The sequence below is a fragment of the Bacteroidales bacterium genome (genome assembly GCA_014860575.1).
GTDB lineage: Bacteria > Bacteroidota > Bacteroidia > Bacteroidales > JAAYJT01 > JAAYJT01.
The window spans coordinates 21,305-38,470 of the sequence record JACZJK010000052.1; the positions used below are offsets into that span (position 1 = coordinate 21,305).

At 43.2% G+C, this 17,166-nt stretch carries 14 protein-coding genes; 12 read left to right on the top strand and 2 right to left on the bottom strand.

What is annotated here, in order from left to right; translation table 11 throughout:
- Positions 1-61: 61 nt before the first annotated feature.
- Positions 62-2,116 carry a S9 family peptidase gene (locus tag IH597_13775; GenBank protein MBE0663522.1) on the bottom strand — a complete coding sequence of 685 codons (2,055 nt, stop codon included), beginning with the start codon at positions 2,114-2,116 and terminating at the stop codon, positions 62-64.
- Between the two features lie 234 nt (positions 2,117-2,350).
- Here IH597_13775 and IH597_13780 point away from each other — a divergent pair, with 234 nt between their 5' ends.
- From IH597_13780 to IH597_13795, 4 genes are all read left to right on the top strand, one after another.
- The gene (locus tag IH597_13780) at positions 2,351-4,003 is read left to right on the top strand and encodes an ABC transporter substrate-binding protein (GenBank protein MBE0663523.1); all 1,653 of its coding nucleotides are present in this window, start codon (positions 2,351-2,353) and stop codon (positions 4,001-4,003) included.
- A 144-nt stretch (positions 4,004-4,147) separates the two neighbouring features.
- Complete coding sequence (locus IH597_13785) at positions 4,148-4,693, top strand: hypothetical protein (GenBank protein MBE0663524.1); 546 nt, start codon at positions 4,148-4,150, stop codon at positions 4,691-4,693.
- A 1-nt stretch (position 4,694) separates the two neighbouring features.
- Positions 4,695-5,579 (top strand): 4-hydroxy-tetrahydrodipicolinate synthase, encoded by an 885-nt coding sequence (locus IH597_13790; GenBank protein ID MBE0663525.1) that lies wholly within the window; start codon positions 4,695-4,697, stop codon positions 5,577-5,579.
- Positions 5,580-5,661: 82 nt separating this feature from the next.
- Positions 5,662-8,232: a PKD domain-containing protein gene (locus tag IH597_13795; GenBank protein MBE0663526.1), complete on the top strand. Its 2,571-nt coding sequence runs from the start codon at positions 5,662-5,664 to the stop codon at positions 8,230-8,232.
- Here the strand turns inward: IH597_13795 and IH597_13800 are convergent.
- On the bottom strand, positions 8,229-9,050 hold the full coding sequence (locus tag IH597_13800; protein ID MBE0663527.1) for a hypothetical protein: 822 nt from the start codon (positions 9,048-9,050) through the stop codon (positions 8,229-8,231). The genes IH597_13795 and IH597_13800 overlap by 4 nt on opposite strands.
- 113 nt (positions 9,051-9,163) lie before the next feature.
- Between IH597_13800 and bamD the strand changes: the two genes are divergently transcribed.
- From bamD to IH597_13840, 8 genes are all read left to right on the top strand, one after another.
- The gene (bamD, locus tag IH597_13805) at positions 9,164-9,976 is read left to right on the top strand and encodes an outer membrane protein assembly factor BamD (GenBank protein MBE0663528.1); all 813 of its coding nucleotides are present in this window, start codon (positions 9,164-9,166) and stop codon (positions 9,974-9,976) included.
- Between the two features lies 1 nt (position 9,977).
- Positions 9,978-10,301, top strand: coding sequence for a DNA-directed RNA polymerase subunit omega (locus IH597_13810; protein MBE0663529.1), 324 nt, complete (start codon positions 9,978-9,980; stop codon positions 10,299-10,301).
- 33 nt (positions 10,302-10,334) lie between these two features.
- Complete coding sequence (gene coaBC, locus IH597_13815; GenBank protein MBE0663530.1) at positions 10,335-11,537, top strand: bifunctional phosphopantothenoylcysteine decarboxylase/phosphopantothenate--cysteine ligase CoaBC; 1,203 nt, start codon at positions 10,335-10,337, stop codon at positions 11,535-11,537.
- Between the two features lie 37 nt (positions 11,538-11,574).
- The gene (locus IH597_13820; GenBank protein MBE0663531.1) at positions 11,575-12,474 is read left to right on the top strand and encodes a DUF4835 family protein; all 900 of its coding nucleotides are present in this window, start codon (positions 11,575-11,577) and stop codon (positions 12,472-12,474) included.
- Positions 12,475-12,535: 61 nt separating this feature from the next.
- A complete protein-coding gene (gene recN / locus IH597_13825) occupies positions 12,536-14,188 on the top strand; it encodes a DNA repair protein RecN (GenBank protein ID MBE0663532.1) in 1,653 nt (550 codons plus the stop codon).
- A 111-nt stretch (positions 14,189-14,299) separates the two neighbouring features.
- Positions 14,300-15,172 (top strand): enoyl-ACP reductase, encoded by an 873-nt coding sequence (locus IH597_13830; protein MBE0663533.1) that lies wholly within the window; start codon positions 14,300-14,302, stop codon positions 15,170-15,172.
- Positions 15,173-15,242: 70 nt separating this feature from the next.
- Positions 15,243-16,112 (top strand): electron transfer flavoprotein subunit beta/FixA family protein, encoded by an 870-nt coding sequence (locus IH597_13835; protein ID MBE0663534.1) that lies wholly within the window; start codon positions 15,243-15,245, stop codon positions 16,110-16,112.
- Positions 16,113-16,138: 26 nt separating this feature from the next.
- Positions 16,139-17,164 (top strand): electron transfer flavoprotein subunit alpha/FixB family protein, encoded by a 1,026-nt coding sequence (locus IH597_13840; GenBank protein ID MBE0663535.1) that lies wholly within the window; start codon positions 16,139-16,141, stop codon positions 17,162-17,164.
- Positions 17,165-17,166 lie beyond the last annotated feature (2 nt).

A 17,166-nucleotide genomic window follows, 5' to 3' on the forward strand; every position in this document is an offset into this window, starting at 1 on the left:
TCGTGCATTCGTGGCTACAAAACGGTAGGTTCAGACTGGAGAAAAGATGTAGTCCGTAGCCTTACGGTTTCAGATACCGACCAAGCCAGTCATGAACTTCTTTATACCAGAAAATTGAATTTTGTGGGGTCAGAATCCAATGGTTCTCATCGGGATAGTAAACAAGGCGTGCATCAAGCCCCCTGGATTTATATATCCCATAAACAAGCAAGGCATGTGCAACAGGAACTCTGTAATCTCCTTCGCCATGAATTACCATCATGGGCGATTTGAAATTTTGTGCAAACTCAGCAGGGTTGTGCGCATTCAGCTTGTCATAATCCTGCCAGGGCGTTCCACCATACTGGTAGCCGCGATTTCCGGAATAATCGGAGGCAAACTGCAGGTGCAGGTTATACACACCAGCATGATTGATCAGGCAGGCAAAGCGATCGGTTTGGCCGGCGATCCAGCTAACAAGATAGCCACCGTAACTTCCACCGGCAGCAGCCATTTTATTTTCATCTACTAATCCGCGATCTATCAGATAATCGGCGGCTTTCATCACGTCTTCAAATGGTTTTGTGGAATGCTCACCATGAATGCTGATGGCAAAATCCTGCCCAAAACTGGTGCTTCCATGAAAATTCGGCATTGCAGCTATATAACCTGGTGCAGCAAATAAATGAGCATTCCAGCGGAAATGAAAATAATCGCCAAAAGTACCGTGCGGGCCACCATGGATCAGCATCACCAACGGGTATTTTTTTGATGGGTCGTAATCCGGTGGATAAACAATAAACATTTGAACATCTGCATTGCCGGCTCCCTTGTAATAAACATCTTCCACCTTTCCCCAATTGGTATTACTGACTATTTCATCGTTATGCGAAGTCATTTTTACGGATTTGACGGTTTTCAGATCAACTTTGTAAAGTTCCGGCGGAGCGCTGATGTTATGATGGTTAAACACCAGATTGTTTGCACCGGCAAATGCTGCGCCGTTATTGGTTCCCGATCTGAAAATTTCTTTATGGTTCCCACCTGAAGCAGGAATACTGAAAATGGAATTCATGGCCTTGTCTTCGGCAATGAAATAGATGGTTTTATCATCTGCTGACCAGAACCATTGCTCACAACTGAGGTCTATGTGGTCTGACAAGCGTTTCATGGTTTTGGACTGTATATCGTAAACTGTCATCACCACCTTATCGGCATAAAAATGAGAAATTGCCTGTTGCCCGAACAGTAGATATTTCCCATCATTGCTGAACACGGGGCTTGAATCGCTTGCCTTGTTATCAGGCGTGATATTGGTCATTTCGCCGCTGCCGTCAGTATTGAGAAGGAAGATATCACTGTTTGTGTCATCATAAGGCGGTTCGGTAACATTCTGGCTCACAGCAATAATTTTCCCATCGGGTGAAATATCGTAAGAAACACCGCCCATCATATTGAAATAATTGGAAGTATTGGGCATGAGGTCGGTTACGGTTTTTGTGTTCACATCAATAGAAAACAAACGCGGATAATATCCATCGGTGAGCCAGCGATCCCAGAACCTATACATTGCATTCTCAGTGACTTTAGCCGTCACTTTGCTCTTTTTCTTTTCGTCTTGCAGTTTCTTCAGTTTGTCCCAATCACCGCCATATTCAGGAAGGATATTGGCTGCAAATGTTATTCGTTTTCCATCGGGGAACCATTTTGGCGCATAGATGCCCACCGGCAAATCGCTGACTTTTTGTGCCTCTCCGCCTGAAAGGTTCAGGATATAAAGCTGTGCTGGGCCATCATGGCGTCGGGAAACGAAAGCCAGCTTTTTCCCGTCGGGGCTCCAGGTAGGTGAGCCTTCTTTGCCGCTGAAAGTTAGTTGTTGCTGAGAACCGGTTTCATTATTCAGAATAAAAATATCTGTTGAAGATTTGTTTTCATCAGTATCGTATTCGGTTACGGTGAAGGCAGATAGTTTGCCATCGGGCGAAACCACGGGATTACCTACCCGTTTCATCTCCCACATTTTTTCGGCAGTGATGGTTTGCTTTTCCGGCGCATTTAAATCACTTGCCAACAAGGATGAAAATCCAATCGCGCTGAAGATGGCCATTATCAAAAAAATCGTTCTCATGTTTCTCATATTCTTTGATTTAGTTTTACGGAAATTGAATGATATCGTCTGAGAATACTTCTGGTAACGAAGCACGATTGCAAATTTAATAATTCTATGGAATCTGGCATTAAAGCGTCCTTGGAAGAGTAACTGGTGGCTCTGGCAGCCACGAACAAGTTTCAGCGAGGGAGGGTTCAATGAATCGTGAGAGCCATAAAATTTGATTTTCAAATCCTGAACACATTTTTGTAGTTTTACGGCATGAAAAATTTTGGCCCGGCATTCACTGCGTTAGTACTTATATCACTGCTGTTCAGTTGCCGTGGCCCGTTTGAGCAACTTGATGAAAACACCGTTTTCCGCTACAACGAATCGTCCAACATTACTTCTTTAGATCCTGCCTTTGCCCGCAATCAGGCCAATATCTGGGGTGTGAACCAAGTATATAATGGTTTGCTGCAACTCAATGATAAACTTGAAGTTGAACCCTGCATTGCTAAAAATTTTGAGATCTCCGAAGATGGAAAAACTTACACTTTCCATCTTCGAACCGATGTATATTTTCATGATTCACCATGTTTTCCGGCTTCGCAAGGCAGAAGGGTAGGGGCGGAGGATTTTGTTTACAGTTTTCGCCGGATTCTCGATCCGGCCGTTGCTTCGCCTGGAGCCTGGGTTTTCAGAAATGTGAAACTCATATCCAATGACCAACCTGCTATTCTTGCATTGAACGATTCAACGCTGGTAATCGAGCTTGAGCAAGCGTTTCCACCGTTTCCAGGATTACTAACCATGCAGTATTGTTCTGTAATCCCACATGAAGCCGTAAAATATTTTGGCACTGATTTTCGCAGAAATCCGGTTGGAACCGGGCCATTCCGCTTTGGGATGTGGAAAGAAGGGGTGAAATTGGTGCTTCTGAAAAACCCTTCTTACTTCGAAACCGAAAACGGAGAGCCTTTGCCATACCTCGATGCAATCGCTATCACTTTTGTTGTTGATAAGCACACCGCCTTTCTTGAATTTATCAAAGGCAAGCTTGATTTTATGTCGGGAATTGATGCCAGCTACAAAGATGAATTGCTCACACGTAGTGGCGACCTGAATCCCAAATACAACGATCGGATTCAAAAAATAACCCAACCATATCTGAACACCGAATACCTGGCTTTTCAGGTGAATCCTGAACTTGCGGTAAGTAAGGATAATCCGTTGATGATCAAGGAAATTCGACAGGCAATTAATCATGGGTTCGACCGCAAAAGAATGATGCGTTTTTTGCGCAATAATATTGGAGAACCAGGCCTTTTCGGGTTTGTGCCGCCTGGGCTTCCTTCTTTTGACAGCAACGCAGTGAAAGGATATAATTACAATCCTGTTCTTGCACGTGAACTTCTGGCAAAGGCTGGATATCCAAACGGACGCGGCTTGCCTGATATAACCATTGCAACCAACGCTTCCTATCTGGATCTGACAAGGTATATCCAGCACCAGCTAAACGAATTGGGCTTTAATATCTGCATTGATGTGAACCCGCCTGCAACTTTGCGCGAAATGATCGCACAGGCGCGCGTTCCGTTTTTCAGGGCTTCATGGATTGCCGATTACCCGGATGCCGAGAATTATCTGTCGCTATTTTATTCCCGGAATTTTACACCAGCCGGCCCTAACTACACTCATTTTAATTCCAAAGACTATGACCTGCTTTACGAAAAAGCAATGACTGAAACAATTGATAGTGTCCGCTACAGCTATTACAGACAAATGGATCAGATAGTTATGGATCAGGCTCCTGTTGTGGTATTGTATTACGACCAGGTACTGCGGTTCGCACAAAAAAATATTCGTGGACTTGGAAGCAATGCCATGAATCTGCTGGATCTGAAGAAAGTAAAGAAAACCCGGGTGAATTAAAAACTTAACAAACCAAACTTCAAACTATCAGAAAATTCTTCACTACTTTTACGGGCCGTAGATTCAGCAATTTGTTTTAATGTTTTTTGATCCAAAAACAAGCTGCAATAAGCCGGGGAACATACCATACTTACATTATCTGTTGTGAGATTTTTAAAAGAAATACGCCTGAAAATCGGATTATATTTTCTGCGGAAACATGCAGGGAAAATAATACGCGATAAAAAAACCATTGCTTTCGAAGAGATAACTTCCTTCGTTCTGTTCTTTGAAACCAACGAAGCCAGGGTTCCCCAGGCAATTGAGCAGTTTTCCCAGATGCTTGTAAAAGAAAATAAAAAGGTTTTCCAGGTAGTATATTTTACCGGCGACTTAAACCGCCTTGAGTATGGCCCACATGATAAGCGCATCATCCTGACTAAAAAAGACCTGAATCTCTTTTTAATTCCATCAAAAGAGATTCTTGAAAGCTTCGAATACATTGCAGCAGAATACCTGGTTGATCTTAATTTGACAGATTGTTTTCCGCTGCTTTACCTGGCTGCTATTTCATCAGCCCATTTGAAGGCCGGCATACAAAGCGATTTGCGATTTCCGTGGTATGATCTGATGATCAAGGACGAATCCAACGACCAGCAGGAGTTTACTCAACACCTGCTTCATTATATTAAGATTTTAAACCCACATTGACATGACCAATATTTTTAAAGGAACCGGGGTAGCGGTTGTAACGCCATTTCACAAACATGGAACCATTGATTTTGGCTCTTTGGGCAAATTATTGGAACACCTTATAGCAAATAAGGTGGATTATATTGTTGTAATGGGAACCACAGGCGAGTCGGTAACGCTCAGCAGGGATGAGAAAAATGCGCTTCTGCATTTTTGCATTGACACCATTAATAAAAGGGTTCCATTAGTGGTTGGAATTGGAGGAAACAATACACAGGCAATAATTGATACTATTAAAATAACCCCTTTTGATGAAATTGAAGGAATTCTGTCTGTTGCACCTTACTATAATAAACCTCAGCAGCGCGGACTTTACCTGCATTACAAAAACATTGCAAGCGCCTCGCCGGTTCCTGTTATACTTTATAATGTTCCAGGCCGGACCAGCGTTAATATGACTGCAGAAACCACACTCAAACTGGCGCATGACTTTGATAATATAGTAGCTGTGAAGGAAGCATCAGGCAACCTGGCTCAATGCATGGAAATAATTAAGAACCGCCCAAAGAATTTCCTGGTGATTTCAGGTGACGACATTCTTACACTGCCCATCCTTGCGCTTGGGGGCGACGGTGTAATCTCAGTTGTTGCCAACGCTTTTCCCGCTCAGTTTTCCGAGATGGTCCGCTTAGGGTTAAAGGGTGATTTTGTTAAGGCCCGTGCGATCCATTATCAACTTACCGGAATCATTGAAACCTTGTTTGCCGATGGCAATCCATCAGGGATTAAAGCAGCCCTGGCAATTCTTGGATTTATCCAGAACAACCTCCGGCTGCCTGTTGTCAAGGTCAATCAGATGGTGTACAAACAACTGGAAGCTCAAATACAGGAGTTTGTCAACTAGATTTTATCCTAGCTTAAAACTCAACTAAACATCACTCTCAACTACTCATTAAACACTTGACTATCGTTAAATTAACATTTTTATGAAAAAGTTTTTATCTCAAAAAATGGTATTGCTAATATTCAGCAGTTTTCTTTTTACATCACTGAATGCCCAGGACATTGCTTCACAGTTTGAAGCAAAAGGTGAAAAGTATTTCACTTTCCGAACCGTTTCCGACATTGAAATGACAAAACTCTCAGGTATTATTTCTATTGATAAAATCGTGGGTGATTCAATTATTGCCAATGCGAGCCTTAAGGAGTTCATGGCATTTCTTGAATTTGGTATTGAGTATAACTTTCTGCCACATCCAGCCGAACAAATTACTGATATAGCCAAAGGTTATGATGAAATAAAGGGTCTCAGCGATTGGAACTTTTATCCAACCTACGAGGGATATGTTGCACTCATGAACGACTTTGAAACTGATTTTCCTGCCCTTTGTGAAGTCCATAATATTGGAACCCTGGCAAGCGGACGCCAGCTATTGGTTGCCCGGATATCAAAAGATGTGGGAGAAGTAAATGAAAAACCAAGGTTCCTCTATACTTCATCCATACACGGGGATGAACTAACAGGGTTTGTCAACAGTCTTCAAATGATTGATTATCTGCTTTCCAATTACGGAAGCAATCCATACGTAACGCGGCTGGTTGATAGTATAGATATCTGGATCAACCCCAACGCAAATCCTGATGGCACTTACAAAGGCGGCAACCACACGGTATCAGGAGCGGTGCGCAGAAATGCTAACAATGTTGACCTTAACCGAAACTATCCGGACCCCGTTGCAGGCCCAAACCCTGATGGCAATGCATGGCAGCCGGAAACCGTCTTCTTTATGGATTTTGCAGAACAATACAAATTCAATATTTCCGCGAATATGCACGGCGGAGCAGAAGTTTGCAACTACCCCTGGGACACCTGGCAGCAATTAAGTGCCGATAATGCCTGGTGGGTTTACACCATGCGCGAATATGCCGACACGGTTCATGCCTTTAGCCCGCCACCTTACTTCCGTGGATTTGACTCAGGTATTACAAATGGCTATGCCTGGTATACAATCACCGGCGGACGCCAGGATTATATGAATTACTTTCATCAATGCCGTGAATTTACCCTCGAACTCACCAATACCAAAACACCTCCTGCTTCCCAGTTGCCAACATTCTGGAATTATAATTACCGTTCTTACTTTAATTATATGGAGCAATCGCTGTATGGGATTAGGGGAACAGTAACGAACTCAGTAACGGGCGCGCCAATCAGGGCCAGGGTTGAAATTATAGGCCACGATAACAACAACTCCTTTGTTTACAGCAGTGCCGAGGCCGGCAACTACCATCGCTTCCTTTTTGCCGGAACCTATTCCCTCACTTTTTCTGCCCCTTGCTACGAAAGTATAACTTTTCCCAATGTTTCGGTAAGTAACCGGGAAGTTACATGGCAAAATGTGGAAATGCTTGCTTTACCTCTGCTTGCAGATTTTGAAGCTAGTGCAACAACCATTTCGCCAGGTCAGCAAACAACATTTTCTGATGCAAGTTGTGGCAACATCACATCCCGAAGCTGGTATTTTGACGGAGGCAATCCAATGGTGTCAACTGCACAGAACCCAGTGATAACATACCAGAATGCAGGAGTGTATGATGTAATGTTGGTGGTGTCAAGCAGCACTGGTACTGACACCATCATCAAACACAATTATATAAAAGTTGCACCTTCGTTTAATATAGCCAACGGAACACATACTACCTGTCTTGCTAATTTTTACGACTCTGGTGGACCCAATGGCAATTACAGCAGCAATGAGAATTATACGCTAACTTTTCTTCCGGCCAGCAGCGGTGCAAAAATCAAGGTTGATTTTTCATTTTTCGATGTTGAGGCCAATGCCAATTGTGCGTATGATTGGCTGAAAATCTATGATGGAGCCAATACATCAGCTACGTTAATGGGAACCTGGTGTGGTAACAATTCTCCGGGATTGATTACTGCAACAAATGCCGGAGGCGCGCTTACATTCAGTTTTAAATCCGACAACTCGGTTAATAATGCCGGTTGGAAAGCATTTATTGAATGCGAACCTCTGGCTGTGCAACCAGTGGCAGATTTTCAGGCAAGTGTAACCCATATAACTGAAGGTGATACAATTATCTTTTCGAACCTTTCTTCAGGTTTTCCAACGAATCATTTATGGCATTTTGATGGTGGAACACCTGCCACGAGCACATTAAAAAATCCAATGGTCATTTACGATACGCCAGGATTATACTCCGTTACACTTGAAGTCAGTAATAACCAGGGAAGCGATACAAAAACTATCCAAAACTATATTCAGGTTGATGAAGGTGTAGGTATGGCAAGATTCAATTCAAGGCTTTCACTTAAAGTTTATCCGAACCCGGTTACTAATGGCATACTCCAAATTGAATCCAGCAATGATCTTGGAAATGTAGAACTGTTTTCTTTGATGGGTCAGAAAATAATTCATTTGGAAGTTGATTCACCCCGGATATTCATTGACGTTTCCTCGGTAACGGAAGGAATATACTTGTTGAAGGTTCAGAACACATTGGGAGTTGCAGTAATGAAAATCTACATTCTTTAATGTCCTGATCTGATCCCAAATTCAAAAATCAGCCGGAAGATAAGGGTGAATATGATGGCGAGTATAACATAAATCCATTCCAATCGGAGCACGATGGGTTTGTTGTCAAAATACATTTCAGGGAAATGATACCGTCTCATAAATATTGGCAGAATCACTAAGAGAGCAGTGAACGGAATCATTTGGTCTTCAAACGATGCCGGGATCCTTAGCAGCACGAGCATACCGAGGCCGATGATTGCAGGCAGTATCGCCTGAGCCAACAGAAAACGGTTGCGTGATTGATCGGGCAGGAAATTAAGATAGTAATTGGCAGAGATCAGTGTTGGCCTCGCGATTATAAACCCGCCAAAGAATAACATGAACAGCGAAACCAGGTTGGTGGTTAACCTGGCGGTGTCGTTGAGGTAAAGCCAGGTCACCACATGTCCGAACCCGGTATTGGTGAGGGTTCCAACAAACACTGAACCGAAAAAACCTGTCCAGCCATGAATAAAGCCCCATAAAAACACAAGCTTCAAAATACCATCAAGATCCATTACGCTGTAATATGCAACAAGGCAGAGCAAGGCAAGTATGAGGCTAATAACAGGCGCTCCCGAAAATGTTAGCTTTACCAGGTCGGCATTCCAGAAAGACTGCGGGATCATGAAATCAATACGATGATAATACCAAACAGTTGGTATTTCAAGCCCATTGGCGATGAGCACTGTTGTCAGATCCTTCAAAAACCAGATAATCAGGTATGCGATCAGAAAAAAGGCCAATGAATGCATGATTGCAATGAATGTTGCGCGCGTGTCGAGTTTATTCAGCATTTGGATAGTTTAACCGGGTGCAAAATTAGCCGCTTTATATGAGTTCGCAAAAATAACATTGCTTCATCGCCGTTGTTGTTAATTCTGTATGAATAAAGTATTAATTTTGCCGCATGTTTAAAAAAATCTTCGCTTTAGCTTTGTTAACCGGATTGATTGCCACTTCCTGCAGTAAATACCAGCGTTTGCTAAAAAGTACTGATTACGAAGAGAAGTATCAAAGTGCATTTGTTTATTACAATCAGGGCGATCATTACAGGGCTATTCAGCTTTTTGATCAGGTAATTCCCTTTTACAGGGGAACCGATCGTGCTGAAACCATTGCCTATCATTATGCTTACGCGCATTACAAGCAGAAGGATTACGTTCTTGCAAGTTTTTATTTCAAACGCTTCATCTCTACATTCCCCCGCAGCCAGTATGTTGAGGAATGCACATTTATGAGCGCCTATTGCAAATATCTTGACTCACCTAAGCATACCCTGGATCAAACCAACACCAGGGAAGCCATTGATGAACTCCAGCTTTTTATTAACAAATATCCGCAAAGCGAAAGGGTGAGCGAGGGCAATAAGTTAATTGACGACCTACGCTCAAAACTTGAGATCAAGGAAGTAGAAATTGCCCGGCTTTACTACAAAATGGAGAACTATACAGCAGCCATCACAGCTTTTAAAAATATTCTGAAAAACTTTCCTGATACTGATTACCGCGAGGAAATCATGTTCACCAAACTCAAGGCCCACTATGATTATGCATCAAAGAGTATAGACGAGAGAAGGGAAGAACGTTATAAGGAAGCCCTCGAAGCTTATGATAATTTCATTGCCCAATTCCCGGCCAGCAGTTATTTGCGCGAAGCAAACCAGATTCAGAAAAATGTGCTTCGGCAGTTAAGTTCACAAGCTAATCAATCAATACAATAATATGGATTATAAAAGATTAAAGGTTATTCCAACAACTGTTACACGCAACCTCTCCGATTTGCACGATCCAACCGGTAATATTTACGAATCGGTTGTTGTTTTATCCAAACGTGCCAATCAGATATCGCTGGAAATGAAAGAAGAACTTGATCGGAAACTATCAGAGTTTGCATCTCCTACCGATAATCTTGAGGAAGTTTTTGAAAACAGGGAGCAGATTGAAATTGCCCGCTTTTACGAACAACTTCCCAAACCTACACTCATTTCAATCAATGAGTTTATCAACGATAAAATCTACTATCGCAATCCCTTGAAGCAACTGTAGCATTTTATCCGGTTCGCACCAAATTACAACCTGATGTCACTGAAAGGGCGAAGGATTCTGATCGGTATTACTGGTAGCATTGCTGCCTATAAAATACCTTTGCTGATCCGTTTGCTTAAAAAATCCGGCGCTGAATTCAAAGTTATTATGACTGAAGCCTCTACTGATTTTGTGACCCCACTCACGATTTCAACGCTCTCAGAATCTCCGGTATTTATTGATCCATTTGATAAACGTACTGGTGTATGGAACAGCCACATTGAATTGGGAAATTGGGCTGATATCTTCCTGATCGCGCCTGTTTCGGCCAATACACTGGCAAAAATGGCGATGGGTATCGCTGATAATCTTCTGATGACAACCTATCTCGCGACCCGTTGCCCTGTTTTCTTTGCACCGGCAATGGACCTGGATATGTACAAACATCCGACAACTCAACGTAACATCGAAATTATCAGAACCTTTGGTCACCGACTGATTGAACCACGCGAAGGCGAATTAGCCAGTGGTTTGTGTGGAGCAGGCCGAATGGAAGAACCGGAAGAGATGGCAAAAATCATAGCAGATTTTTTTAAGCCGTTAAAATCATTTGAAGGAAAAAAAGTGTTGATCACTGCCGGGCCAACTTTTGAAAATATTGACCCTGTACGTTTTATTGGAAATTATTCTTCGGGTAAAATGGGATTTGCCCTTGCAGAAACCATGGCACAGAGAGGAGCAACGGTGACACTAATCTCAGGACCGATTCATTTATCAACAAATTCAAATGAGATAAACCGCATTGATGTTACTTCTGCTGAGCAAATGCTTGATGCCTGCCAGCAATATTCAGGACAAGCTGATATTATCATCATGGCTGCTGCAGTTGCCGATTACCAGCCTGTTCAAATGAGCGATCAGAAAATAAAGAAAAGCGAAAGTAATCTGAGTATTGATCTGAAACCGACTACTGATATACTGAGCCAGCTATCGAAAAACAGGAAACCCGGACAGATCATCGTTGGGTTCGCACTTGAAACTGAAAATGAGCTTGCCAATGCCCGCAAGAAGTTGCAAAATAAAAACGCTGACATTATCGTTCTAAACTCATTACGCGAACCAGGTTCCGGATTCAAAACTGAAACAAATAAAGTAAGCATCCTCGACCGTTCGGGTAATGTGAAGGAATACGACCTAAAAGCCAAATCTCAGGTGGCCGCTGATATTGCGGATTTTATTTATGATTTCAAGGCTTAGTTCTGCTATCCGAAAACGCATACATAACTCGTCCATTATGAAGAATTTAATAGTCATCCTGCTGGTTCTCATTAGCTTTTCATCAAAATCGCAGGAACTCAATATTACTGTTTCAATTAATTCGCAGCAACTGGAAGGCACTGATCAACGGGTGTTTCAAAACCTTCAGACAGCTATTTCTGAATTTATGAACCAGCAAAACTGGACGAGTTTTCAATATAAACCCGAAGAGCGGATTGAAGGTACGATAATGATCACACTTTCCGAGCGGGTTGCCAGCGATGAATTCAAGGGAAGGATCAATGTGATTCTACGTCGCCCGGTTTTTAACACCAATTATAACAGCATACTTTTTAACTGGGTTGACCGCGATTTTCACATCAAATATGTTGATCAGCAACCTCTGGAGTTTTCTGAAGGTTCCCATACTTCGAACCTGACGTCTATTCTGGCTTATTATGCGTATGTATTTCTAGGCTTCGACGGCGATTCGTTTGCCCGCTTTGGTGGAACACCATTTTTTGAAAAGGCGATGGCTGTGGTCACGGCTGCTCAAAATGCACCTGAGAGAGGCTGGAAAGCCTTTGAAAGCCAGCGTAACCGTTACTGGCTTATGGAAAATACACTCAACAGTGCTTATGGTCAAATACGGGAAGCCAACTATGTATATCACCGCAGGGGAATGGATGCGATGTCAGAAAATCTTGAAATGGGACGCCTTGCCATAACCGAAAGTCTTGAATTGTTGCAACGTGCTCACAGAAACCGTCCAGGACTGTTTGTGCTGCAACTTTTCATGGAATCAAAGCGCGATGAGTTTGTGAATGTTTACTCACAGGCAAGCCAGATGGACAAACCCAGGGCAGTGAATATCCTGAAAGAATTGGATCCTTCGCAGGCCTCAACATACGATCGCATTTTAACCACCAAAGAATAACACGGTTTTCGTTTCCGGTTCATGTTTTTCATAACTTCGCCGCTGCCATAATCTTATCCGCATGTTGCAGCAACTTACCATTGAAAATTATACGCTGATCCAGCAACTCTCTATCAGCTTCAACAATGGATTTACAGTTATTACCGGCGAAACCGGCGCAGGAAAATCAATCCTGATTGGTGCATTATCACTTATTCTGGGTCAGCGGGCCGATTCAAATGTATTGCTTGATAAAGATGCAAAATGCATTATCGAAGGGTTATTTTACGGAAAAGATTATAATCTGCGAAGCTTTTTTGACCACAATGACCTGGATTATGATGATTCAATAGTTATTCGGCGTGAGATTACACCTGCAGGTAAATCGCGGGCTTTCATCAATGATACTCCTGTGAACCTGAACCTGGTTCGCGAACTGGGTGAAAAGCTTGTCGACATTCACTCACAGCATGCCATTCTTGCCCTAAACGATCCTGCTTTTCAACTCAGCATCGCCGATGAATATGCAGGTCATAACAGCTTACTGAAAACCTATCAGGCAGAATATAAAGGTTTGCAATTACTGACAAATGATTTGCGACATCTGCAACAGGACGAGATAAATGCAAAAAAGGATCAGGATTATCTTAATTTCCAGCTAACCGAAATCAACAAGGCGCGCCTGCAACCAGGAGAAAAAGAAGAACTTGAAGAACAGCTGGAGGTTCAGACCCATGCTGAAGAAATAAAAACATATTTGCTTCAGGTAAAACATTTGTTTAGCAATGAGGAAAACAGTTTACTTGGCAAAATTGCTGAATCTGCGAGTCTTTTAAAAAAAGTAAGCGCATACTATTCTGAGGGTGCGAACCTCTTGCAAAGGTTAGAGTCGGTGTTTATCGAACTCAAAGATATTGACCAGGAAATCAACCAGCTAGAAACATCGGTGGTTTATGAACCCGAAAAGCTTGAGCAGTTAAACCAACGCTTAAGTTTAATTTATCAGCTTGAGCAAAAGCATCATGTTTCGGGCATTGAAGAACTGCTCAGGATCGCTTCTAAACTCAATGAGAAGCTGAACAATATTGTTTCGCTTGAGGATAAAATTCCTCTTGTAAAAGCCGAAATTGCTAAAAAGCTGGATCAATTAACTCTTCTGAACCAACAACTCAGCGCAGGAAGGCAGGCAACCACCCAACTGGTTTCAGATGAACTGACCACAATGGTCAGGCAACTTGGTATGCCTGATGCAAAAGTTCAGCTTATTATTGAACCGTTGCAAGAACCCGGTCCTGATGGTTCTGAAAAAGTCAAACTGCTTTTTAATGCGAACAAAGGTGGGAACCTCAAGGAAGTTTCGTCCATTGCTTCCGGTGGCGAATTATCAAGATTGATGCTGGCGGTAAAATACCTTTTGTCAAGCAAGAAGAAACTTCCAACCCTGATCTTCGATGAAATTGATGTGGGAATATCAGGCGAAATTGCGGCAAAAATGGGCTCGATGATGCTGAATATGTCCAAAACCCTGCAGTTGCTCACCATCACTCACCTGCCCCAGATTGCGGGCAAGGCATCAAATCATTTATTGGTTTACAAGGAATCCGGAGATCACGCAACACTTTCAAATATAAGGACGCTGAACCATGAGGATCGCATTTTGGAAATTGCGAAAATGCTTAGCGATGAGAATGTATCCGAAATTTCGATGATGAAGGCAAAGGAATTGTTGGAATGAAAACCATATATTCAAATAAGCGAATGTGATTTTTTGCTATTTTTACGCCCGCAAATCCTGTTTCATGACTTTACATTCATGATTATCTATTAGTGAATTAATACGAACACAATGGCAAACAATTTATTACAAGGGAAAAAAGGTTTGATTTTTGGAGCGCTCAACGAATTGTCCATTGCCTGGAAAGTGGCCGAACGCGCCCACGAAGAAGGCGCAAGCCTTGTTCTCACAAACACGCCCATCGCCCTCAGAATGGGAACCATTGACGAACTTGCCGAAAAAACTTCAAGTAAGTTGGTCGCCGCCGATGCCACCAGCGTCAGCGATCTGGAAGCTTTATTTGAGCAGACACTGGATCATTTTGGTGGAAAGTTTGACTTTGTACTGCATTCCATCGGCATGTCGCCCAATGTACGCAAGAAAATACCTTATCATGAAATCAATTACGAGAACTTCCTTAAAACAATGGATATTTCTGCAATATCATTTCACAAAATGATACAAACGGCCAAGAAGCTGGATGCCATCAACGATTGGGGTTCTATCGTAGGCCTTTCCTATATTGCTGCTCAACGAACCCTCTATGAATACAACGATATGGCCGATGCCAAGGCAGCGCTGGAATCCATTGCGCGTAGCTTTGGCTACATTTATGGTCGTGAAAAGAAAATCCGTATCAACACCATTTCACAATCACCAACGCCAACCACGGCCGGTTTGGGCGTAAAAGGATTCGGTGGATTGATGGATTTCACCGAACGCATGTCGCCCCTGGGAAATGCAACTGCGCTGGAATGTGCGGATTATTGTATCACTTTGTTCTCGGATCTGACCCGCAAGGTTACCATGCAGAACCTTTTCCACGATGGCGGTTTCAGCAGCATGGGTATGAGCGCAAGGGCCATGGAAATGTATAACAAAAGTCTGGAATGCAAGGACTGTCATGAGAATCCTTTGAATGACCCATCCGAGCCTGAATCCTGATTTGGGCGATTGCTTCCATCTTGCTATTTTTGCACCTTCTTCGAAACAAAATTCCACTAAAAAACAGACTATGAGTTTTCGCATTATCTGCCTGGCCAAACAGGTGCCTGATACACGAAATGTGGGTAAGGACGCCATGAAGGCCGACGGCACTGTTAACCGTGCTGCTTTGCCTGCAATTTTTAACCCCGAGGACCTTCACGCACTTGAACAAGCTTTGCGCATCAAGGACATGCATAAGGATGCGGAAGTAATATTGCTTACCATGGGACCCGCTCGTGCTGCCGAAATTATCCGTGAGGCAATGTATCGTGGTGCCGACAGGGGCTATCTGGTCACTGACCGCAAATTTGCCGGAAGTGATACACTGGCTACTTCCTATGTGCTTTCGCAGGCGATAAAGAAATTGGCTCCATACCACCTCGTGATCAGCGGGCGTCAAGCCATTGACGGCGACACAGCCCAGGTAGGTCCGCAAACGGCTGAAAAACTTGGAATTCCACAGGTTACTTACGCCGAAGAAATCATTTCACTAACTTACAAAGAAATTGTTATCAAACGCAGGCTGGAAAGGGGAGTGGAGACGGTGAAAGCGCCGCTGCCACTTGCAATTACGGTGCACAATTCCGCACCGCACTGCAGGCCAAGGGTCGGTAAACTTTTGATGAAATACAAGCATGCCCGCACCATTACTGAACTGCAATCGGAAATACGCGACTATACTGAGCTTTATCAGAACCGTCCTTACTTGCAGATTGATGAATGGGGTGTTGATGAGATTGATGCCAGCCAGGAATTTCTGGGTTTGTCCGGCAGCCCCACCAAGGTAAAGAAGATTGAGAATGTAGTGCTGCAACATAAAGAAACACAGGTCATCCATAACGATGAAGGCATTGAAGAACTAATGAAAAGCCTGATTGAAGCCCACATAATCGGATAAAATTTTAATAACTAAAATTACTTAAAGTGAACAGTGTTTTTGTTTATTGCGAAATAACAGAAGAAGGCCATGTTGCCGAAGTAAGCCTCGAACTGCTTTCAAAAGGCCGCAAACTTGCAAATCAGCTTAAAACAAAGCTTGAAGCTGTGCTGATTGGAAATGATCAGGTAAGCAAAGCTGCAGAATCAGTTTTTCCATTTGGTGTTGATGTGGCACATATTGCCATTGATGAACGCCTCTTTCCTTACCTCACGCTGCCTCATGCCGCAATCGTTTCCAATGTGTTCAAACAGGAACAACCCGATGTGGCAATCTTTGGTGCGACCTCAATCGGGCGCGACCTTGCACCAAGGATCGCATCAGCGTTGAGATGCGGGTTAACAGCCGATTGCACCAGCCTCGAAATTGGCGATCACACTGAAACACGTACGCAAAAGGAATTTAAAAACTTGTTGTATCAGATCAGGCCGGCTTTTGGTGGGAATATCATTGCCACCATCATCAATCCCGAAACCCGCCCGCAAATGGCTACCGTGAGGGAAGGGGTGATGAAAAAAGAAATTTTTGACGCAGAATATAAGGGAGAAATAAAGGAAATTGATGTGGCATCCATTCTCAGCAATGACGATTTCGTCGTGAGCATTATTGAGCGCCACATGGAAAAAAGCAAGATTGACATCAAGGGTGCGCAAATCCTCGTGGCCGGCGGATATGGAGTTGGTTCAAAAGCCAATTTCGATCTGCTCTTTCAGCTTGCCGATGTGTTGGGAGCGGAAGTGGCTGCTTCACGTGCTGCTGTTGATGCGGGCTTTGTTGAACACGAACGCCAGGTTGGACAAACTGGGATTACGGTTCGGCCAAAACTTTACATTGCTTGCGGTATTTCAGGAGCAGTGCAACACCGAGCCGGGATGGACCAATCGGGCCAGATCATTTCTATAAACACCGATCCGAACGCTCCGATCAATAGCATCGCTGATTATACTATCATTGGTGATGTGGCGGATATCATCCCAAAAATGATCAAATACTATCGCGCAAATTCAAAGTAATC

Coding starts and splice junctions, on each gene's coding strand:
- IH597_13775 (MBE0663522.1), bottom strand. CDS start 2,116: ATGAGAAACATGAGAACGATTTTTTTGATAATGGCCATCTTCAGCGCG.
- IH597_13780 (MBE0663523.1), top strand. CDS start 2,351: ATGAAAAATTTTGGCCCGGCATTCACTGCGTTAGTACTTATATCACTG.
- IH597_13790 (MBE0663525.1), top strand. CDS start 4,695: ATGACCAATATTTTTAAAGGAACCGGGGTAGCGGTTGTAACGCCATTT.
- IH597_13795 (MBE0663526.1), top strand. CDS start 5,662: ATGAAAAAGTTTTTATCTCAAAAAATGGTATTGCTAATATTCAGCAGT.
- IH597_13800 (MBE0663527.1), bottom strand. CDS start 9,050: ATGCTGAATAAACTCGACACGCGCGCAACATTCATTGCAATCATGCAT.
- bamD (MBE0663528.1), top strand. CDS start 9,164: ATGTTTAAAAAAATCTTCGCTTTAGCTTTGTTAACCGGATTGATTGCC.
- IH597_13810 (MBE0663529.1), top strand. CDS start 9,978: ATGGATTATAAAAGATTAAAGGTTATTCCAACAACTGTTACACGCAAC.
- coaBC (MBE0663530.1), top strand. CDS start 10,335: ATGTCACTGAAAGGGCGAAGGATTCTGATCGGTATTACTGGTAGCATT.
- IH597_13820 (MBE0663531.1), top strand. CDS start 11,575: ATGAAGAATTTAATAGTCATCCTGCTGGTTCTCATTAGCTTTTCATCA.
- recN (MBE0663532.1), top strand. CDS start 12,536: ATGTTGCAGCAACTTACCATTGAAAATTATACGCTGATCCAGCAACTC.
- IH597_13830 (MBE0663533.1), top strand. CDS start 14,300: ATGGCAAACAATTTATTACAAGGGAAAAAAGGTTTGATTTTTGGAGCG.
- IH597_13835 (MBE0663534.1), top strand. CDS start 15,243: ATGAGTTTTCGCATTATCTGCCTGGCCAAACAGGTGCCTGATACACGA.